Origin of the sequence: Rathayibacter sp. AY1A4 (assembly GCF_002930955.1) — a bacterium.
Taxonomy (GTDB): domain Bacteria; phylum Actinomycetota; class Actinomycetes; order Actinomycetales; family Microbacteriaceae; genus Rathayibacter.
Map to the genome: position 1 here is coordinate 11,004 of NZ_PSTN01000030.1, position 19,450 is coordinate 30,453.

Genomic DNA, 19,450 nt, shown 5'->3' on the forward strand with positions numbered 1-19,450 from the left:
TCGGCCTTCGTCGTGGTGGCGGATCAGGTGATCAGCGTGTCGACGTACTCCCGGTTCTCGTCCATCCACGCGGCGAGGGCGGCGGAGCGGTCGTCGGCCCCGTCGTTGAACAGCGCGTTCTCGAGCGAGTAGAGCGTCTTCGAGTCCATCCGGAAGTCGCGGATCCAGCGGCTCATCGTCGGGTAGTCCGCGTCGAACGCGGCCGAGCCGAAGGAGTGGATCCCCTCCGCCTGCCCGAGCAGGCCCTTCGGGTCCTCGAGGTCCTTGACCGGGAAGGCGTCGTAGGCCCAGTGCGGGCGCCAGAGCGTGACGGCGATGTTCTCGCCCGCGGCGGTCGCGCTCGAGAGCTCCTGGAGCATGGCCGGCGTCGACGAGGTGAGGTAGTCCATCCCCTCCAGGCCGTAGCCGGGGATGACGTCCTCGGTCGTCGTCTTGTTGAGACCGGAGCCGGGCTCGATGCCGATCAGGCGGTTCCCGACGACGCCCGGGTCGGCGGCGAGCTCCTCGAGGGAGTCGATCGGGGCGTCCTCGTTGACCGCGATGGTCAGCTTCGCCTCGTCGTTCCACGCGCCCAGGTCGACGATCGAGTCGCCGTACTGCTCGACGTACCGGGCGTGGGTGAGCGGCAGCCAGGTGTCGAGGGCGAGGTCGTAGTCGCCCGTCGAGAGGCCCTGGAAGCCGGGGGCGACGTCGGCGTTCTGCAGGGTCACGTCGTAGCCCTGCTCCTCGAGCACCGCCTCCCACAGAGCCGAGACGGCGATCCCCTCGTCCCAGCCCTGGAACACGGCGACGGTCACGTCGGTGCGGTCGCCGTTGTCGACGGAGGCGGCGGTGGCGGGAGCGGCGAGGGTCGCGGCTCCGAGGGACGCGACCAGGCCGATCGAGACGACGCCGACGGCCGAACGGGTCGCCACGACGGCGCGGCGGTTCTTCGCCCGGGCGACCCTCGCCGGCGAGGGCGAGCCCAGCGCGCCGGTCATCCGGTCGAGGACGACCGCGAGGATCACGACGGAGATGCCCGCCTCGAAGCCGAGCGCGACGTCGATCCGGTTGAGGCTCGCGACGACGTCGCCGCCCAGCCCTCCGGCGCCGACCATGCCCGCGATGACGACCATCGAGAGCGAGAGCATGATGACCTGGTTGAGGCCCGCCAGGATCGAGGGCAGCGCCAGCGGCAGCTGGATCTGGCGGAGGATCCGCCACTTCGAGGAGCCGAACGACTCCCCCGCCTCGACGAGCTCCGGGTCGACGCCGCGGATGCCCAGCTCGGTGAGCCGGACGCCCGGCGCCATCGCGAACACGATGGTCGCGACGATGCCCGGCACCACTCCGACCCGGAACAGGATCAGCGCGGGGATCAGGTAGACGAAGGCCGGCATCGTCTGCATCAGGTCGAGCACGGGCCGGATGACCGCGGAGGCCGTGCGGTTGCGCGCGGCGAGCACGCCCAGCGGCACGCTCAGCGCGATGGCGATCACGGAGGCGACGAGCACCAGCGCGAGGGAGTCCATCGCGTTCTCCCACTGGTCGACCCCCACGATCAGCAGGAGCCCCACGGCGGTGCCGGCCGCGAAGACCCACCCGCGGACGGCGTAGGCCAGTACGGCGAGGAAGGCGACGATCACCCAGAAGGGCGGCGTGGCGAGGACGAGGTCGACGCCGGAGTAGAGGGCGCCGAAGACGGTGCGCAGCAGGTCGAAGACCGGCTGGAAGGTCTGCGTGAGGACATCGACGGCACCCTCGGCGAGGGCGCCGAGCGGGAGGCGGAATCCGAGATCGGTCATCGTGCACCTCCGTCCGCCGCGAGGACGGCATCGTCGACGGGGCCTCCGGTCGCGTGCAGGGTCGCGGTGACGACCTCGGTCGAGACGGTGGCGGGCGGCTCGATCACCGGGTGCTCGCCGGTGCGGGCGGGCACGTTGCCGAGCGCCGCGAGCAGGGTCACCCGCGGGATCGCTCCGAGCAGACGCCCGTCGGCGTCGACCACGGCGACCGGCAGCGCCGACTCGACGGCGGGCTCGATGACCTCGCTGAGGGCGGTGTCCGGACCGACGGTGACGACGTCGGAGGTGAGGACCGCCGAGAGGTCGCCGGTGCTCCGGCGCACCTGCTCGATCACGTCGCGGTCGCGGACCGTGCCCAGCAGGCGGCGTCCGCCGCCGACCACGAACGCGGCCGAGGTCTGCAGGTCGCGCATGCTCCTCAGCGCGGCGCGGGGACCGGCCGCGAGGGTGACCACGGAGCGGGCGGGCTCCATCACGGCGGAGGCGGTGAGCACGCGGGCGCGGTCGACGTCCTGCACGAACTGGGCGACGTAGTCGTTCGCCGGGTCGGTGAGGATCTCCTCCGGGGTGCCGATCTGGACGATGCGGCCGTCGCGCATCACCGCGATGCGGTCGCCGAGGAACATGGCCTCGTTGAGGTCGTGCGTGATGAAGACGATGGTCTTGCCGAGCTCGTGCTGCAGCTCGATCAGCTGCTCCTGCATCTCGCGGCGGATCAGCGGGTCGAGTGCCGAGAACGCCTCGTCCATCAGCACGATGTCGGTGTCGGCGGCGAGCGCCCGGGCGAGGCCGACGCGCTGGCGCATGCCGCCGGAGAGCTCGTCGGGCATCTTCTCGTGCCAGCCGGCGAGACCGGCGCGCTCGACCGCGAGCAGGGCCCGCTCGCGGCGCTCGGCCGCGGGGACGCCCTGGATCTCGAGCGGGTACGCGACGTTGTCGAGCACGGTGCGGTGCGGGAGGAGCGCGAAGTGCTGGAACACCATCGACACCGACGAGCGGCGCACGCGGCGCAGCTCCGCTTCGGAGACGCCGGTGATGGTGGAGCCCTCGATCAGGACCTCGCCCGCGGAGGGCTCCTGGAGCCCGTTCAGCATGCGGATGAGGGTGGACTTCCCGGAGCCGGAGAGGCCCATCACGACGAAGATCTCGCCGCGGCGCACGGTGAAGGACGCGTCGATCACCGCGGCCGTGCCGAGTCCGGCGAGCTCGCCGCGGTCGGCGCCCTCGCCCAGTCGGCGGACGACCTCGTCGGGCTTCCGGCCGAACACCTTGAAGAGGTGGCGGGCCTCGAGAGCGGGGGTCGCGGGATCGGCGCCCGCCTCGCTCCGGGGCTCGCTGATGATCTGCTGGTTCTGGTGCACGTACACTCCGTCGGCGCGCAGGGACGACGCCCTGCGCTCATCTCGTGGTGCCGGGTCGGGAGCGTGGGACAGCCGTGCGTCGAGCCTCCGCGTGCGTCCCGCCGCTCAGCGCGGCAGGGGGTGGAGGCGAGAGCGTCCGAGGCGGCCTCGGGGCCGCCTCCACTCCCGTTGACCGTACGATCGCGGCGCGTCCTGGGGGACGCCGTGCGAGCGCGGACCGGTTCATCGGGGCCCTTGAGGACCGCCGACCACGGTAGCCGCCGAGCCGCCGAGGGGCAAACGTCGGACAATTGCGGGGGCGGGTCCAGGGGTGGTGATGAACCGATCGGCGCGAGCGAATGTGCTGGTCGGAACTGGTTTCCGGAGTGTTGCGCGATCGTTACCGTGATGGCGCGGCCGGCGGCGCTCGTTCCGGCCGGTCTCCATCCGCCGCTGCTCGACCGGCGAGGAGGCCCCGCAGCTCAGACGGTGGTCTCGCCCGCCGGGCCCGAGGGGGCCGCCGCGCCGACTCCGCTGACGGGCTCGCCCTGCCAGGACACGAGCGTCCACGCGTCGCCCGAGCCCTCGAGGACGACGACGCCGGTGTTGTCGAGCAGGTGGTCGGCGATGAAGCGCGCATCGAGGTCGAGGGAGCGCAGACCCGCCCAGCAGCGGATGGCCGCGCCGTGGCTGACCAGCGCGACGACCTCGTGCCCGAGCGCCTCCGCCTCCGCCACCACCGCGTCGTAGCGCGCCGCGAACTCGTCGCCCGTCTCGCCGCCCGCGAGCCGGATCGACGTCTCGCCGCCGGCCCAGCGGAAGACCGTGCCCATGTACTCCTCGACCGCCGCGTCGTCGCCGCGCATCTCGAGCCCCGCGGCCGCGACCTCGCGGATGCCGTCGCGCTCGATCGGCTCGAGCCCGAGCGCCGCGGCGAGAGGGGCGGCCGTCTCGTGGGTGCGGACCATCGTCGAGACGAGCAGCGCGCCGATCCCCTCGCCGGCGAGCCGACCGGGCAGCGCCGCGGCCTGGGTGCGGCCGAGGTCGGTGAGCCCGGGTCCGGGGATGCGGGTGTCGAGGAGCCCGGCGACGTTGGAGGGGGTCTGGCCGTGGCGGATCAGGAGGAGGCGCATCCGCCCACGCTAACCGCGGAGGCTGGGCTTCCGGGGGGGGGGCGCGGTCGCGCCCGGTCCCGCCGTTGTGCGACGAGTGCGGCGCTGTCACGATGTGCGGGGACGCTCCCGGACCGGGAGCCGCAGACGGACGGGACGGGCGGACATGGCCTCCGAAGACGGTTTCTCGAAGGACGAGCGCGCGGCGATGAAGCAGCGCGCGGCCGAGCTGCGGGCGGAGGCGAAGCGGCAGAAGAGCGCCGACAAGGCCGACGCCGACCGCAGGGACGCGGAGGCCGCGATCGCCGCGATGACCGACGAGGAGCGGCCGATCGCCCAGATGCTCCACGAGGTCGTCGGCGAGACCGCCCCCGATCTCCTCCCGAAGACCTGGTACGGCTTCCCCGCCTACGCGCGCTCGGACGGCAAGGCGATCGTCTTCTTCCAGCCCGGCGCGAAGTTCGGCACGCGCTACTCGACCCTCGGCTTCCAGGACGGCGCCCAGCTCGACGACGGCACGATCTGGCCGACCGCCTACGCGCTCGTCTCCGCCGACGCCGAGACGCGCGCCGCCGTCACCGAGCTGGTCCGCCGCGCGGCCGGAGCCTGACCCCGTGGCGCACGTCTACGACGAGATCGACGAGAGCCTCGCCTCCTGGATCCACGAGCAGCCGATGTGGTTCGTCGCCACCGCGCCCCTCGCCGCGGACGGGCACGTCAACATGTCGCCGCGCGGCCACGACTCGTTCTCGATCCTCGGCCCGCGGCGCGTCGGCTGGGTCGACTACACGGGCAGCGGAGTCGAGACGATCGCGCACCTGCGCGAGAACGGGCGCGTGTGCCTGATGTTCGCGTCGTTCGGACCGCGTCCGCGCATCGTCCGCCTGCACGGCACCGGCTCCGTGCACCTGCCCGGTTCGGAGGCGTTCGCCGAGGTCGCGGAGCAGCACCCCGATCACCCGAGCACCCGCGCGGTCGTCACCGTCGAGCTCACCCGCATCAGCGACGCGTGCGGCTGGGGCGTGCCGGTGATGGAGCCGGTCGGCGAGCGCGACCTGCTCCTCCTCCAGGCCGAGAAGAAGGGCCCCGACGGCATGGCCGAGTACCGCGCCACGCGGAACGCGGTCAGCATCGACGGGCTGCCGGGCTACCCGCTGGACTGAGCGGGCGGGAAGCGGCCGCAGCGCGGCGCGCACGAGCACGCCGACCGGCTCGAGCAGGGTCTCAGTGATGACGGCGAGCGGGTTCGACCCGGTCGGGCGGGAGTCGACGGAGAACCGAGTCCTCGTCATTCGTCAAGTCCTCGACCGCTGACCGCCGCTCAGCACGACCAGACGTGCATCACGGTCCGTCCCCCGTTCGGGAACCCCTGGTCGATCGACGTGTTCGTCGTCGGTGCGGGTCTGAAGCGGGCGCTCCTCGCGGGGACGATGACCGGCGGCCTCGTCGACGGGTACACCGCCGCCGTCTCAGGGAGATCGCACAGCGCGACGGGACCGGTTCGCGGAAGCACGCACGAGGACGCTTCGCACACGTCCCCAGGGGATGTACTCCTGGGACCAGTAGTCGGCCCGGATCTTCAGGAGGGGCCCTTCGACAGTGGAAGTCACGGAGATGGAGCGAGGGTCCCGGAGGGTTCCCGCGATGCGTGTCTGCGGGGTCGTTCCGCGCTCGCGCGACAACTGCTCGGGAGTCATCGTCTCGGGCGGGACGACCGCGAGCAGCCGCCGGCATCCACCGGAGGCGCATTCGACGGTCCCGCTGACGAGCTCGCTCCCCTGTGGACGGTCGATGGCCGAGGCCGCCGACCGCGCTGGTGAGGCTCATCCATGGGTCGGGACGAGAGCGAGCTCCGGGGAGCTCCGGCCGATCCAGGAGGGGCGGACGTGGAGCGCGACTGAGGCCTGCTCGATCGACGGTCGGATCGGACGGCGTCCCTACCATCGGCCCCGCAGAGATCCCCTGGCCGATCCGCCCGCCGCTACCCCCGCTCGTCGACGGCCCGGATCGAGAACAGCTCCTGCGGGGTGCAGTCGAGCGCGTCGCAGATGAGCGTCAGCGTCGTGAAGCGGATCGCGCGGGCGCGGTTGTTCTTGAGGATGGAGAGGTTCGCCATCGTGATGCCGGTGCGGGCCGAGAGGGCGGTGAGGGTCACGCCGCGCTCGGCCAGCACTGCTCCGAGGTGGCAGTCGATCCGGTGCCTCTCGTCGTCGGCGGGCTCAGACAACGCCGTCGACGTCCCGTTCGAGCTTCGCGCCGGCGCGGAACGCCGCCGTCAGGGCGAGGGCCACCACTCCGGCGAGCAGGACGGGGACGGGCCACTGCGGCAGGTTCGTCCCGATGGCCTGGTAGTCGCCGCCGAGGAAGGCGTCGCGCTGCTCGTCGGTCACCCGGCCGGCGGCGAAGAGCAGGCCGATGCCGGAGCTGAGGTACAGGCCGGCCGCGGTGTCGGCGAGGCCCTGCGCCACTCCTCCGATCAGCAGGGCGAGGCTCAGACGGCGCCAGTTCGCGAGGACGAAGGGGTCGAACGGGCGTCCGGCCGCGATGCCGCGGAGGACCCGCAGGAGGAAGACCGTGGCGAGGACGATCGTGACCGCCTGGAGGAGGCTCGGCAGCGCACCGAGCAGGCGGAGGGAGAGGGCGGCGTCGGCGAGCGTGGGCGCGGTGCCCTCGCGCGGCTCGGCCTGCAGCAGCTGCGGGAGGCTCCGGAGCGGGAGGCGGCCGTCCGCTCCCCCGAAGACCAGCAGGGTGCGCCCGGTGGTGACGGTCCAGGTCTGCAGGAGCGCGGTGAGCACGGAGAAGACCGCGACGATGAGCAGGACCGCCCTGGCCACCCGGAACACGCGCGGACGCTCCCGGACCGGTCCGCTGGGGATGACACTCGTCATGGCGTGCTCCTTATCGATCGTCGATGTTATCGAGTATCGATACTACGCACGCCGGTCCGGCGATGTCGACCCGCGGCGCCCGCCGACCACGGAGACGGCGGGAGGGGTGGTTGCCCGGGCGAGGAGCCCGATCTAGCGTGGAGGGATGTCGGATGCGAGGGAGCGCGCCGCCCGGTACCGGGCCGGCGCCGCGGGCGAGGAGGAGGCGGAGCAGCCCGCCCTGCCGGAGGATCCGCTCGAGCGGGCCGCGTTCGTCGAGACGGCGATCCAGCTCGCGATCCGCCGCGGCGACTTCGACGACCTGCCGGGATCGGGGAAGCCGCTTCCGGACCTGGGCGCGGCCCACGACCCGGACTGGTGGATCCGCCGCAAGATCGAGCGCGAGAACCTCACCGGGATCGGCCCGGCCGCCTTCCTCCTCCGCGCCGAGGACCGCGCGCTCGACGAGCGCCTCGACCGCTTGCACCGCGAGGAGGAGGTGCGCGCCGAGCTCGCCGACTTCAACACGCGGGTGATCGAGGCGCGCCGCCAGCTGCTGGGCGGGCCGCCCGTCGTCACCCCGCTCCGGGACGTCGACGAGGAGGTCGCCGCCTGGTCGCAGCGGCGCGCCGATCGCGCCGCCGCGGCCGAGGCCCGGGCGGCCGCCGAGCCGGAGCGGTCCCGCCGCTGGTGGTCGCGGCGGCGCTGACGTCCCCGGAAACCGGACAGACCTGCCCCTCTCACTGGGGTCCCGCCCCGGGAAACCGGGCGGGAGCGCGCCTCCGAATCATGCGTGCACATCAAGTCGACCGGAGTCCGCATGCTCACCGCCACCACCCCCGCACGCCTTACGAGGGCCCGCCCCTCGACCCTCGCCGCGCCGCCGCTCGCACTGCTCGAGCCCGACTCGGACCGGATGCTCGTCATCCGCGCCGCGGAGGGCGACGACCGCGCGTTCGCCACCATCGTCGGCCGCTACACCGGGCTGCTCCGCGCGACGGCCGCCCGCACCCTCCGCAGCAGCGCCGACGTCGACGACGTGGTACAGGAGACCTTCCTCGCGGCGTGGACCCACGTGGACAGCGTGATCGACGGCGAGACCATCGCCGGCTGGCTCGTCACGACCGCCCGCCGCCGCAGCGTCGATCGACTCCGCTCCAGCGTCTCGCGGCTGCGAGCCGAGCTGGACGACGAGTTCCCCGCCTCCGCTGCCGACGACCCGGAGCACGCCGCGCACTGCGGATCGCTCGCCGCCGACGCCAACCGGGTGCTCGCCGCGATGCCCCCGGCCCAGCGCCGCTGCTGGGAGCTGCGCCAGCTGGAGCAGTGCAGCTACGACGCGATCGCGCACGAGCTGGGCCTCTCGACCTCGACCGTCCGCGGGCTGCTCGCCCGCGCCCGCGGGACCCTCCGCACGGAGCTCGCCCTCTGGCGCTGATCCGCGCTGCGGATCTCGGCGCAGGCGACCAGGCGGGGGCCTTCAGCGGAGGAGGACCGGCCCCGCGCCGATCCGCACCCGGAACAGCGAGTACGGGTACGTCCGCAGATCCGTGCCGCCCTGGTAGTCGGCCTGGCGGTGCAGCTGGTTCGCAGTGACGTACAGGTGCTCGTCCGTCGCGATCGACATGGTGTCGGGCCAGAGCAGCCGCTCGTCGTGCACGATCGTCTCCATCGTGCCGTCGGTGCGACGGCGGACGATCGCGTTGTTCTCGTAGCTCGTGGCGTAGAAGCGGCCCAGCGCATCCGTCTCGAGGCCGTCCGCTCCCCCGCCCTTGTCGCCCTCGTCGACGACGGTCGCCGCGACGTCCTCGTCCGGCACCGACCGGTCGACCAGGGCCGCCGTCGCCACGCTGAACCAGCGGCGGGAGGCGAGCGGGCAGTACCAGAGGCGCTCGCCGTCGGCCGAGATCGCGATGCCGTCGGCGCCCATCGTCACCGGCTGCGGGTCGCCGTCGGCCGGGCGCTTCATCAGCACACGGCCCTCGGCCATCGGCACGAGCTCCGGAGGAGTGAGCGCCTTCGTGCTCGGGTGGTCGTGCAGGCGGCGCCAGGCGGTCCCCGCCTCGAGGTCGACGACGATGATCCCGTTCGGGCCGGAGTCGGCCGAGTCGGTGATGTAGGCGATGCCGCGCCGCAGATCGAAGCGCACGTCGTTGAGGTAGGTGGTCGGCAGGGCGACGTCCGACTCGAGGACGATCACCTGCTCGACGGTGTCGGTCGCCAGGTCGACGCGGACGAGCTTGGGGCCGCCCTTCTTCGTCGGCTCGAACATCGGGCTGCCGGTGTCGAGGATCCAGAGCCGGTCGGCCGGATCGACGACGATGCTCTGCACCGAGACGAGGGCGCCGGCGTCGTCGATTCCCGACGGCGTGTTCCAGGCCTCGTCCGGGTAGGGCACCGCCGCTCCGTCGACCAGCTCCACGACCGTGGCCGGGACCTCGTCTCCCCACTTCGGGAAGTTCACGAAGATCCGCCCGGTGTGCGAGACGCTGACGCCGGTGGGCATCGGCCCGCTGGTGAAGGCGTGCACGAGCTCCAGCTCGCCGAGCGGCTCGTCGACCGGGCGCGTGCCGCGGGTCTCGTCGGTCGGTCCCCAGAATCCCATGGTGCTCTCGCTGTCCTCCCGCCGGCGCGGGCTCGTGGCGGTCTCGGTGCCGGTCGGGTGCGGAGTCGGTGCCCGCCGCGACCGGTGCTCCTCATCCTGCGCGTCGGCGCCGGTCGGCGGGGAGGAGGTGGCGGAGGAGGCGGCGAGCGCCTAGCATCCGGCCGCCGCCGGCGACCCGGGAGCCGCGACCGAGGAGGCGGAGGAGGGCCGGCCCGCGTCCGACTGCGGCACGGCCTTCACGAAGGGGCTCAGCATCGGGACGCGGCAGTGCCCGGTGGAGCGGGTCGCCTCGGCGGCCGCTCCCGCAGCCCGCAGTGCACCGCCCCCCGCCGTCGCGCTCACCCGCTGGTCGGCGGGTCGACGGACCGCTGATCCGCCGGCCGTCCGCTTCCGGACATGACCGCTAGAGGGCGTTGCCACTGCGGCCGCTCACCTGCCACGGTCGCAGAGCGACCGACGACGGTCCACCGATCAGAAGGACCGAGGCCCGCCATGGACGACTCCTCTTCGACCGAGACCAGCACGAGCGAGATGACGCCCGAGGTGCTGGCCGCGTTCAGCGACGCCTGGACCCGCCACGACCTCGAAGCGCTGATGAGCCACATGACCGACGACTGCGTGTACGGCGCGTCCGTCGGCCCCGAGCCCGGCCGCACCTGGACGGGGAAGGAGCAGGTCCGCGAGGGGTTCGCGCTCATGCTCGCCTTCGACACCGGACAGGAGCGGCACGAGGAGGGGGCTCCCCTCATCGCCGGGACGCGCGGCGCGGCCACCTGGTCCTTCACCGGGACCGGCCCCGACGGCGGACCCCAGGTCACGCGGGGCTGCGACATCTACGAGTTCCGCGGCGGGAGGATCGCCCGCAAGGACGCGTTCCGGAAGGTCTACCGGGCGGACGAGGAGTAGTCCAGGTCGGCCTCCCTCGCGCAGCGGAGCCGGAGCGGCGTCCTCGTACCGGGTGGCCCCGCGCCTCCCCGATCGCGCAGACTGGCTCGATGGCAGCGGCGTCGGCACCGGTCGGATGGGGACGTCTGCCCGCCGTCTCGTGGCTGATGGTGCGCGCCTTCACGCGCCACCGCGTCCTCGCCGTCCTGGCCTTCCCGACGGCGCTGCTCTCGCTCACGCCCTCCGTGATCCGCCGCGCCGCCCACGAGACGGCCGACCGGAACGGGCTGGTCGTGTTCGGGCGCTACCGGCCTGTCGCCGACGCCCTGGTGAGCATCGCCGTCACCGTCCCGGTCGTCCTGCTGGCCGTGGTGGCGGCCGTGTGGGTCGCGCTCTCGGGGCTGCTCGGCGCGGTCCTGGTCCTCGCGGCGCTCCTCGGCGGAGCCGTGGGGGCGGGGGCCCTGCTGGTCGGGACCCCCCTCACCGCGGCCGTCGGCGCGGAGACGCCTCCCGGGCGGCGGTGGACGGTGATGGCGCTCTCGCAGCGACCCGGGACCCGCCTGTCGGCGCTGCTCGCGACGAGGGAGCTGCTGGCCACGGTCCCCGCGGGAGGAGTCGTCGTGGCGGTCGCCGCCGACGAGCGGCTGGCGGACAGCTACTCGCGCCTCGGCTTCTCCCGGGGACGGGGCCTGCGGGTCTTCCAGCAGGTCTGAGGGGCACCTCATCGCCGGACGGAGGCCACCGGCGGCTCGATACGGTGGGGATCGTGCAGTGCGGCTGAGGCCTTCCCGATCCCCGTCGCTCCGTCCCGCTCCCTCCGGCCCGCTCAGGCACGATCGAAAGGCTCCCCGTGTCCGCACTCCTCCCCCTGCAGGGCAGGACCGCTCTCGTCACCGGCGTCTCGCGGCGGCGCGGCATCGGATTCGCCGTCGCCGCGAAGCTCGCCTCCCTCGGCGCGCACCTCGTCGTCCACCACCACCGCCCTCACGATCTCGACCTCCCCTGGGGAGGCGACGACCTCCATGCGGTCCGGTCCGAGCTGCGCGCGCACCTCGCGGAGGGCGCGCGGTTCGCCGACGTCGCCGCGGACCTGGCCGATCCCTCCACGATCCCCGGTCTGATCGCCACCGCAGCCGACCTCACCGGGAGCCTGGACGTCCTCGTCTGCAACCACGCGAAGAGCGGCGATGACGGCAGCATCCTCGACATGACGCCCGAGCGGCTCACCGCGTTCTGGGACGTCAACACCCGCTCCACCCTCCTGCTCACCGCGGAGTTCGCGCGGCTCCGGGCACCGCGCACCGACGGACCCCGCCGGCCCGGCGACCGGATCGTCGGGGCCGGGCCCTACGCCCGGGCGCAGGGACACGTGTTCTGGATGACGTCCGGCCAGATCCACGGCGCGATGCGCGGAGAGGTCGCCTACGCCGCGAGCAAGGCCGCACTCGCCGGCGTCACCGCCACGGTCGCCGCCGAGCTCCTGGAGCTCGGGATCGTGCTCAACACGATCGATCCCGGTCCGGTGAACACGGGATACCTGGACCCGGAGACCACCGACCGGTCACTCGAGGACCTCGAGGAGTACGTCGCGAGCACGCCCTTCGGCCGGGTCGGCACGCCGGCGGACCCCGCGGAGCTGATCGCGTGGCTGGCCACTTCGGCGGGCAGCTGGGTCGTCGGGCAGGTGCTCACGACCGACGGCGGGTTCAGCCTGTGACCGGAGCGGCGGGGAGCCGTCCGGCGACGACGACCGGCGCGGCCGGGCCCGGGGATGATGGGCGCATGGGAACTCGTGGGGCCGGAGTGCTGTGGGTGGTGAGCGCGCTCGCCTATGTGGGAGCGGAGGCGGTCGCCGCGTCCGTGTTCCCGGGCTACAGCTATGCACGGAACTACATCAGCGATCTCGGCGTGCCCGAGGTGGGCGTGTTCCAGGGGCGCGCGATCGACTCGCCGCTGCACGCGGTGATGAACGCCGGATTCCTCCTGCAGGGGGCGCTCTACCTCGCCGCCGCCGTCACGACCGTGCGGGCGGCGCGGGGCGGATCGCGGGGGCTGTTCCTCTCCCTCGCCGTGGTCTACGCCGTGGGCATCGCCGTGGTGGGCCTCGTGCACGGGAGCAGCGCCAGTGCGCAGAACGGGATAGGCGGCCTGCACGTGGTCGGCGCCGCGATGGCGATCGTCGGCGGCAACGCGGCCTCGATCGTCGCCGGTGCCGCGGCCCGTCGCGGCCGCGCCCCGTGGGCGCTCGGGACGTTCGGGATCGTGCTCGGCGCGGCCGGCCTGCTCGCGCTGCTGATGCTGCAGGTCGACACCCGCGTGCCCGGCGTCGATCTGCTGCCCGACGGCGTCTGGGAGCGCGCCTCCGTCTACGCCGTCACGGCCTGGCAGCTCGCGACCGGCCTGCGGCTGCTCCGGCGCCCGGACGCGCCGCGGCGCCCGCTGCCTCCTCAGACCGCGGGCAGCGGCGCTCCGATCCGGTAGAAGCGGTCGGCCGTCGCCGCGAAGACGTCGCGCCGCTCCGCAGGCGAGAGTGCCGCGGTGAGCTCGTCGAACGCGGTGTACAGCTCGGAGAAGCTCGAGTAGAGGCTGTCGACCGGGAAGTTGCTGCCGAGCATCGTCCGCGCCGGCCCGAACGCCTCGAGCGTCTCGTGCACGAACGGCGCGATCGACGCCCGGGTCCAGGAGTGGTCGTTCGTGCCGATCGCCGAGATCTTCACGACCGTGTTCTCGCGCTCAGCGACGGCGCGCAGCCCCCTCCGCCACTCGTCCACCGAGTCGGAGTCGCGGCCGATCGGCATGCCGAGGTGGTCGAGCACGATCGCGGTGCCGGGGAAGGCGCCGGCGAGCTCGGCCGCCTCCTGCAGCTGCGAGGGGAACACCTGCAGGTCGAACGACAGGCCCAGCGGCGCGAGCCGGGCGAAGTGCGCGCGCCAGACCGGATCGGCCGAGATCCCCGGCCGATCACGGTGCGTGAAGACCGGATCCGGGTGCCAGTTCAGGATGTCGCGGACGCCGCGCGTCACGGAGTACCCGGCGTGCTCCTCCAGCTGCCGGGGCGCGTCGGCGTCCAGGAGCGACACGTGCGCGACGTGCACCGTCGGCACCGGGCGCTCGCGGGAGAGGGCGTCGATCCAGGCCGTCTCGGCGAGCGCGTCGGCCGCGCCGTTCTCGACGTGCACGGAGGCTGCGAGCGTCACGTCCCGGGCGTCGGCGAGGTAGTCGTCGACGCTGTAGGAGCGGCGGATCGGCCGGTCGTCGCCGTGGTAGCGGAAGGGCTCGGCCGGCCCCTCCAGCCACGGGTAGGAGCGGCGGAGATCCGTCAGGTGGTGGTGGGCGTCGATGACGACGAGTCCGCTCATGCGTGCCTCCCCGGGGTCGGAGCGCCGAGTCGCGCGATCGTCCGGACGACGCCGGTGTGGTCCAGGTCGCCGTCGCCGTCGGCGACCATCCTCTCGAACAGGCCGGTCACGGCGGTGATCGCGGGCAGGACGACCCCCTCGGCGTCCGCAGCCTCGCGGACGTAGCGGAGGTCCTTCAGCTGGTTGCGGGCGCTGCCGCCCTCGGCGAAGTCGTCCTCCAGCCACTTGGCGCTCTTCTGCTCGAGCACGGTGGTGCGGGCGAGGCCGCCCTGCAGCAGCTCGACCATCACCTCCGGGTCGAGTCCGGCGGTGCGGGCGAGCAGCAGGGCTTCGGAGACGACGGCGACCGTCCCGGCGACCACGATCTGGTTGCAGAGCTTGGCGGTCGCTCCGGCGCCGCTCGGGCCGAGGTGGCGGACCGTGCGGCCGAGCCGCGCGAGCACGGGGAGGACGCGGGCGACCGCCTCCTCCTCTCCGCCCACCATGATGCTGAGGGTCGCGTCCCGGGCGCCGACCGTGCCGCCGCTGAGCGGGGCGTCGACGACGCGGACGCCGTGCTCCTCGGCGAGACGGGCGGCGAGCACGGCCACCGCCGAGGGCGAGACGGTCCCGTGCACGACGAGCACCGGATCCGCGATGCCCTGCTCGCGCCAGCCGGCGAGCAGGCCGTCCTCGCCGTCCAGCAGCGACTCGACCTGCGCGAGGTCCGGCAGCACCGTCAGCGTGATGTCGGCCGCCGCCTCGCGCGGAGTCGCCGCCACACGGGCCCCGAGCGCGGCGAAGGGGTCGGCCTTCGCGCGGGTGCGGTTCCAGACCACGAGGCCGCCGTCGTCGACGAGGTTCCGCGCCATCGGGGCGCCCATCGGTCCGAGGCCGAGCAGCGAGAGCGTCACGGGGCGACCTCGGCGAGCTGGTCCGGCGCCACGTCGTCGAGCAGCACCGCGGCCTCGAAGCCGAGCAGCTCGCGGGAGCGGGTGAGGTCGAGCCCGACGGAGCGGCCCGGCAGCTCGCCGCGCGGCACGCCGGGGGCGATCGCGTCGAGGGCGGCCGCGGTCTCGCCGCGGAGGTAGGTGAGCGGAGCGGCGACGAGGATCCCCGGCGCGGGAGGCGTGTCGTGCAGCAGCGCCGCGAGCACCGAGCGGGCGGCATCGGCCGCGTCGAGGTAGCTGAAGCCCTCCGCCGCCTGGCGGCGCGGGTCGGCGGCGATCGCGGTGCGCAGGTGCTCGCCGAACCGCCGCCCGCCGTCGAGGGTGATGTCGCGCACCAGCGGGAAGCGGAGGCCGGTGAGCTCGAGGCCCCAGGTGGCGTGCGCCATCCGGGCCGCGTCCTCGCTCGCGAGCTTCGAGAGCGAGTACTCGTCCGAGATCCGGGGCGCCGCGTCCTCGGAGTAGGGGAACACGGGCGGGAGCGCCTGCTCGGCCCCGAGGGGGTAGCCGTTCGCGTTGATGCTGGAGGCGTAGACGACCTTGGCGACTCCGGCCGCCGCGGACGCCGCGAGCACCGCGAAGGTGCCCACGGCGTTCACGCGGTAGGTCTCGACCGCGTCGGCCATTCCGAGTCCGGCGTAGCCGCCGAGGTGGACGACCGCGTGCTGGCCGGCCAGCGCCTCGGCGAGGACGGCCTCGTCGGTCACGTCGCCGACGACGGTCCCAACGGCCGGGTCCGCCCCCGCGTCGCTGCGGTCGAGGACGGTGACGACCGCTCCCTCCGCCAGGAGCGCCGCGACGGTGGGCCGCCCGATGAGGCCCCAGCCGCCCGTCACGAGGACCCGCGCGCCGTCGAGGGCGGTCAGCGCCGTCACGCGTTCACCGACGGCGTCGACTCGGTCGGAGGAGCGGCGACGTCCTCCTGCTTCTTCCGGCGGCCTCTCGAGAACATCGGCCAGCCCTTGCTGCCCTGGTCGAGCGTGACGGCGATCAGGACGACGAGGCCGGTGACGATCTGCTCGTAGAAGCTCGGCACGTTCAGAAGCACCAGGCCGTTGGTGAGCGCGCCCAGGATGAGCGCGCCGACCAGGGTGCCCGCGATGCGGCCCTCGCCGCCCATCAGGTTCGCTCCCCCGATGACCGCCGCGGCGATCGCGGTGAGCTGGTACGGGCTGCCCGCGTCCGGCTGCGCGGCGTTGATGCGGGCGACGATGACCAGGCCGGCCAGGGCCGAGAGCCCGCCGGAGATGCAGTAGACGGCGATCTTGACGCGGTGGACCCGGACCCCCGAGAGCCAGGCGGTCTCCTCGCTGCCGCCGACCGCGATCACGTTCTGGCCGAACACGGTCTTGCGCAGGAGCAGCCAGGCCGCGACTCCGACGACCGCCACGATGACGACCACGACGGGCACGCCTCCGATGTAGCTGTTGAGCAGGAGGATGAACTCCTTCGGCACGTCGTAGACCGGCTTGCCGTTGGTGGCGACGTAGGCGCCTCCCTGGAACACGCTCATCGTGCCGAGCGTGGCGATGAAGGGCGGCAGGTTCAGCTTGGTGACCAGCAGGCCGTTGATCCCTCCGCAGATCAGGCCGAGGACGATGCCGGCCGCGAGACCGAGCAGCGGGGGCACGCCGCCGTTGACCATCAGCGAGGCGCTGACGATCCCGACGAAGCTGGCCATGGCGCCCACGGCGAGGTCGATGCCGCCGGTGATGATGACGAAGGTCAGGCCGATGCCGATGATGGCGTTCACACTGGCCGACACCGCGACGTCGCGGAGGTTGCCGATGGTGAGGAAGTTGGGGTTCAGCACGCCCAGGATGACGAAGAGGACGACGGCGGCGATGTAGATGCCGAAGGCCTGCAGGTTGAAGGAGCGCCGGCGCGGGGTGGCGACGCTCCCGGTCTCGGGGGAGGTCATGAGGTTCCTTTCGCCACGCCCATGGCGTTGGCCACGATGCTGTGCTCGGTGATGTCGTCGCCGACGTGCTCGGAGACGAAGCGCCCGGACCTCATCACGAGGACCCGGTCGCTGATGGAGATGATCTCGGGCAGGTCGCTCGAGACGACGATCACGGCGTGCCCCTCGGAGGCCAGCTGATCGATGAGCTCGTAGATCTCGACCTTGCCGCCGACGTCGACGCCCTTGGTCGGCTCGTCGAAGAGGAAGACGCTCGCTCCGAGCCAGATCCACTTCGCGATCACGATCTTCTGCTGGTTGCCGCCCGAGAACTGGCGGGCGTTGAGGCGGACGTCGGCGGGACGCAGCGACATGCGCCGGCCCATCTCCTCCGCCGTCTCGATCTGCCGCTTCGTGCTGATGAAGGGGCCGAAGCCGTTCAGCTGCCGGTCGGAGGTGAGGGCGACGTTCGCGTAGGCCGGGGTCTGGAGGACGAGGCCCTGGTGCTTGCGGTCCTCGGGGATGAACGCGATGCCGGCGTCGCGGCTGTCGCGCGGCGAGCGGATGCGCAGCGGACGGCCGCCCAGGCGGACGGTCCCCTCGGTGCCGTCGTCGGCGCGGATGAGCGCGCGGAGGAACTCGGTGCGGCCGGAGCCGACGAGGCCGGCGATGCCGACGACCTCGCCGCGGCGGACGCTGATCGACTCCGGTCCGACTCCGCTCGGGTGGACGACGCCCGTGGCCTCGAAGTGCACCTCGGCGTCCGGGGCGACCGGGTGGCGCCGCTCGAACGAGAGCAGCTCCCGGCCGACCATCCGCCGCACGATGTCCTCGGACGAGGTCTCGCCGATCGGAGCGTCGTAGGCGGGCCGGCCGTCGCGGAGGACGACGACCGTGTCCGACACGCTCATCACCTCCGGCATCTTGTGCGAGACGTAGATGACGCCGACGCCGCGCCCGTGGGCGATCTCGCGGACCCGGGTGAGGACACCCTCGACGTTGTGCTCGAGCATGCTCGTCGTCGGCTCGTCGAGCGCGACGATCTTCGCGCCGAACGCGAACGCCCGCGCGATGGTGAGCGCGTGCCGCTGCGCCGGGCTGAGCCGGCCGACCGGGGTCCTCGCCTCCATCGGGAAGCCCATCAGGTGGACGTCCTTGAGGGCCCGGTCGATGTCGTCCTGGGCGGACGCGCGCTGCTTGCGCGTCCGCCCGAGGAGCAGGTTCTGCATCACCGTGAGCTGGGGCACGATGGCCGGCTCCTGGTGCGCGATGCGGACCCCCTCGGCGAGCGCCTGGCGGGAGGTGTACTCCATCCGCCGGACGCCGTCGATCGTGATCGAGCCGCGGTCCGGGCGCAGGGCCCCGCCGAGGATGTTCAGCAGGGTGCTCTTGCCCGCGCCGTTCTCGCCGGCGAGGGTGCGGATCTCGCCGCGGTCGAGCGTGAAGCTCACGCCGTCCAGGGCGCGGACGCCCGGGAACGATTTCGCGATGCCGCGGACCTCGAGCAGATGCTCGGCCATGTTCCGTCTACTTCCTTGTCGAGGAGGTCGTGGGGAGGGAGGAGGTGACGGGTTACGGCATCCCGGTCTCGTACTGCGCGACGTTGGTGCTGTCGATGATGAACGCGGGGACGTCGATCCACGCGGGGACCTTCTTCCCGGCGAGCAGGTACAGCGCGGCGTCGACGCCGGTCGCGCCCTCGGTGGTGGGCAGCTCGCTGACGGTGGCGGTGTAGTCGCCGGCCAGGATCTGCTTCTTGGCCTGCGGGATGCCGTCGGTGCCGACCAGGATCACCTCGCCGGTGAGGCCCTTCGCGTCGATGGCGGCCTGGACGCCGAGCGCCATGCCGTCGTTCTGCGAGTAGAAGGCCGCGATGTCGGGGTTCGCGGTCAGCATCGTGGTCGCGATCTCCTGCGCCTTGGTCTGGTCCCACGAGGCGGTCTGGGAGGCGACGAGCTCGAGGTTCTCGTGCTTCGCGAGGGCGGCGGTGAAGCCGTCTCCGCGGTTGATCGCGTTGGAGGAGCCCGGATCGCCCTCGATCATCGCGACCTTGCCGCCGTCGGGCAGCTTGTCGGCGATGTAGTCGGCGGCGGTCGCGCCGATGGTGGTCGCGTCGGGTCCGACGTAGACGGTGCCGGCCACGCCGCTCTTGGCGTCGTTGAGGACGATCGCGGGGATGCCGTCGGCGAGCGCCGACTCGAAGATCGAGTCGAGGCCCGTGGCCGAGATCGGCGAGGCGAGGATGGCGGAGCAGCCCTGGTTCATGGCGCTCTTGGCCTTGTCGAGCTGCTCGGTGATCGAGGACTCGTCGGTGACGTCGAAGGTCTGGTAGTCGACGCCGAGCTCCTTCGCGCGGTTCTCGAAGCCGTCGCGCTCGTAGCCCCAGAACTCGTTGGAGAGGGTGCGGGTGATGTAGCAGAGCTTCGCGCCGTCCGGCACGGTGGGGGTGCCGAGCGAGGAGGCGACCTCGTCGGCGGGGGTCTGCGCGGAGGCGTCGACGAGCGACACGATGTCGGCGCCGGAGCCGGAGCCGCCGGCGGATCCGCCGCCGTCTCCGTCGGGCGAGGCCGAGCATCCGGCGAGGAGCATCAGGGAGGCGAGGCCGGCGAGGGCGACGCCGGCGGCGCGGGTGGGGAACGACATGGGAGGGGGGCCTTTCGTCATTGGAAGGT

General features: G+C 73.0%; 20 protein-coding genes. 8 read left to right on the forward strand and 12 right to left on the reverse strand.

Features of this window, described 5'->3' with window-relative positions; genetic code table 11:
* Window positions 1–23: 23 nt before the first annotated feature.
* The 3 genes from C5B92_RS17795 to C5B92_RS14740 form a co-directional block, all read right to left on the reverse strand.
* On the reverse strand, window positions 24–1,784 hold the full coding sequence (locus C5B92_RS17795; protein ID WP_104248115.1) for an ABC transporter permease/substrate binding protein: 1,761 nt from the start codon (window positions 1,782–1,784) through the stop codon (window positions 24–26).
* A complete protein-coding gene (locus C5B92_RS14735; protein WP_374952941.1) occupies window positions 1,781–3,145 on the reverse strand; it encodes a glycine betaine/L-proline ABC transporter ATP-binding protein in 1,365 nt (454 codons plus the stop codon). Before C5B92_RS14735 ends, C5B92_RS17795 begins: the two co-directional genes overlap by 4 nt.
* Window positions 3,146–3,606: 461 nt before the next feature.
* Window positions 3,607–4,257: a histidine phosphatase family protein gene (locus tag C5B92_RS14740; protein ID WP_104224880.1), complete on the reverse strand. Its 651-nt coding sequence runs from the start codon at window positions 4,255–4,257 to the stop codon at window positions 3,607–3,609.
* Window positions 4,258–4,402: 145 nt separating this feature from the next.
* Between C5B92_RS14740 and C5B92_RS14745 the strand changes: the two genes are divergently transcribed.
* Both C5B92_RS14745 and C5B92_RS14750 read left to right on the forward strand, forming a co-directional pair.
* On the forward strand, window positions 4,403–4,846 hold the full coding sequence (locus tag C5B92_RS14745; RefSeq protein WP_104224881.1) for a hypothetical protein: 444 nt from the start codon (window positions 4,403–4,405) through the stop codon (window positions 4,844–4,846).
* A 4-nt stretch (window positions 4,847–4,850) separates the two neighbouring features.
* Window positions 4,851–5,399 carry a pyridoxamine 5'-phosphate oxidase family protein gene (locus tag C5B92_RS14750; protein WP_104256488.1) on the forward strand — a complete coding sequence of 183 codons (549 nt, stop codon included), beginning with the start codon at window positions 4,851–4,853 and terminating at the stop codon, window positions 5,397–5,399.
* An 818-nt stretch (window positions 5,400–6,217) separates the two neighbouring features.
* Here the strand turns inward: C5B92_RS14750 and C5B92_RS14755 are convergent.
* Both C5B92_RS14755 and C5B92_RS14760 read right to left on the reverse strand, forming a co-directional pair.
* Window positions 6,218–6,463, reverse strand: a complete 246-nt coding sequence (locus tag C5B92_RS14755) for a helix-turn-helix transcriptional regulator (protein ID WP_104224883.1) — start codon at window positions 6,461–6,463, stop codon at window positions 6,218–6,220.
* A complete protein-coding gene (locus tag C5B92_RS14760) occupies window positions 6,456–7,124 on the reverse strand; it encodes a hypothetical protein (protein WP_104227364.1) in 669 nt (222 codons plus the stop codon). Before C5B92_RS14760 ends, C5B92_RS14755 begins: the two co-directional genes overlap by 8 nt.
* Before the next feature lie 145 nt (window positions 7,125–7,269).
* Between C5B92_RS14760 and C5B92_RS14765 the strand changes: the two genes are divergently transcribed.
* Together C5B92_RS14765 and C5B92_RS14770 are read left to right on the forward strand one after the other, a co-directional pair.
* A complete protein-coding gene (locus C5B92_RS14765) occupies window positions 7,270–7,812 on the forward strand; it encodes a DUF1992 domain-containing protein (RefSeq protein ID WP_104256487.1) in 543 nt (180 codons plus the stop codon).
* Window positions 7,813–7,896: 84 nt separating this feature from the next.
* Complete coding sequence (locus tag C5B92_RS14770; RefSeq protein WP_104350527.1) at window positions 7,897–8,541, forward strand: RNA polymerase sigma factor; 645 nt, start codon at window positions 7,897–7,899, stop codon at window positions 8,539–8,541.
* A 42-nt stretch (window positions 8,542–8,583) separates the two neighbouring features.
* On the opposite strand, the gene C5B92_RS14775 is transcribed toward C5B92_RS14770, so the two are convergent.
* Window positions 8,584–9,708 carry an L-dopachrome tautomerase-related protein gene (locus C5B92_RS14775; RefSeq protein WP_104256485.1) on the reverse strand — a complete coding sequence of 375 codons (1,125 nt, stop codon included), beginning with the start codon at window positions 9,706–9,708 and terminating at the stop codon, window positions 8,584–8,586.
* A 492-nt stretch (window positions 9,709–10,200) separates the two neighbouring features.
* Here C5B92_RS14775 and C5B92_RS14785 point away from each other — a divergent pair, with 492 nt between their 5' ends.
* From C5B92_RS14785 to C5B92_RS14800, 4 genes are all read left to right on the forward strand, one after another.
* Entirely contained in the window at window positions 10,201–10,614 is a 414-nt protein-coding gene (locus tag C5B92_RS14785) for a nuclear transport factor 2 family protein (protein WP_219812314.1), read from the forward strand.
* 89 nt (window positions 10,615–10,703) lie between these two features.
* On the forward strand, window positions 10,704–11,306 hold the full coding sequence (locus C5B92_RS14790; RefSeq protein ID WP_146079346.1) for a hypothetical protein: 603 nt from the start codon (window positions 10,704–10,706) through the stop codon (window positions 11,304–11,306).
* A gap of 137 nt (window positions 11,307–11,443) precedes the next feature.
* A complete protein-coding gene (locus C5B92_RS14795) occupies window positions 11,444–12,310 on the forward strand; it encodes an SDR family oxidoreductase (protein ID WP_258061530.1) in 867 nt (288 codons plus the stop codon).
* Between the two features lie 65 nt (window positions 12,311–12,375).
* The gene (locus tag C5B92_RS14800; RefSeq protein ID WP_104350528.1) at window positions 12,376–13,074 is read left to right on the forward strand and encodes a DUF998 domain-containing protein; all 699 of its coding nucleotides are present in this window, start codon (window positions 12,376–12,378) and stop codon (window positions 13,072–13,074) included.
* On the opposite strand, the gene C5B92_RS14805 is transcribed toward C5B92_RS14800, so the two are convergent.
* From C5B92_RS14805 to C5B92_RS14830, 6 genes are read right to left on the reverse strand one after another with little or no spacing between them, the layout of a single operon-like run.
* Window positions 13,041–13,952 carry an amidohydrolase gene (locus tag C5B92_RS14805; RefSeq protein ID WP_104256481.1) on the reverse strand — a complete coding sequence of 304 codons (912 nt, stop codon included), beginning with the start codon at window positions 13,950–13,952 and terminating at the stop codon, window positions 13,041–13,043. The two genes, C5B92_RS14800 and C5B92_RS14805, sit on opposite strands and share 34 nt — an antisense overlap.
* A complete protein-coding gene (locus C5B92_RS14810) occupies window positions 13,949–14,845 on the reverse strand; it encodes an NAD(P)-dependent oxidoreductase (protein WP_258061531.1) in 897 nt (298 codons plus the stop codon). The genes C5B92_RS14805 and C5B92_RS14810 overlap by 4 nt, the downstream gene beginning before the upstream one ends.
* Window positions 14,842–15,753 (reverse strand): NAD(P)-dependent oxidoreductase, encoded by a 912-nt coding sequence (locus C5B92_RS14815; RefSeq protein ID WP_181028844.1) that lies wholly within the window; start codon window positions 15,751–15,753, stop codon window positions 14,842–14,844. The genes C5B92_RS14810 and C5B92_RS14815 overlap by 4 nt, the downstream gene beginning before the upstream one ends.
* Entirely contained in the window at window positions 15,750–16,799 is a 1,050-nt protein-coding gene (locus C5B92_RS14820; protein WP_104239249.1) for an ABC transporter permease, read from the reverse strand. The genes C5B92_RS14815 and C5B92_RS14820 overlap by 4 nt, the downstream gene beginning before the upstream one ends.
* Window positions 16,796–18,298 (reverse strand): sugar ABC transporter ATP-binding protein, encoded by a 1,503-nt coding sequence (locus tag C5B92_RS14825; protein ID WP_104239248.1) that lies wholly within the window; start codon window positions 18,296–18,298, stop codon window positions 16,796–16,798. Before C5B92_RS14825 ends, C5B92_RS14820 begins: the two co-directional genes overlap by 4 nt.
* Window positions 18,299–18,350: 52 nt before the next feature.
* Window positions 18,351–19,421, reverse strand: coding sequence for a substrate-binding domain-containing protein (locus C5B92_RS14830; protein WP_104256479.1), 1,071 nt, complete (start codon window positions 19,419–19,421; stop codon window positions 18,351–18,353).
* Between the last annotated feature and the right edge of the window lie 29 nt (window positions 19,422–19,450).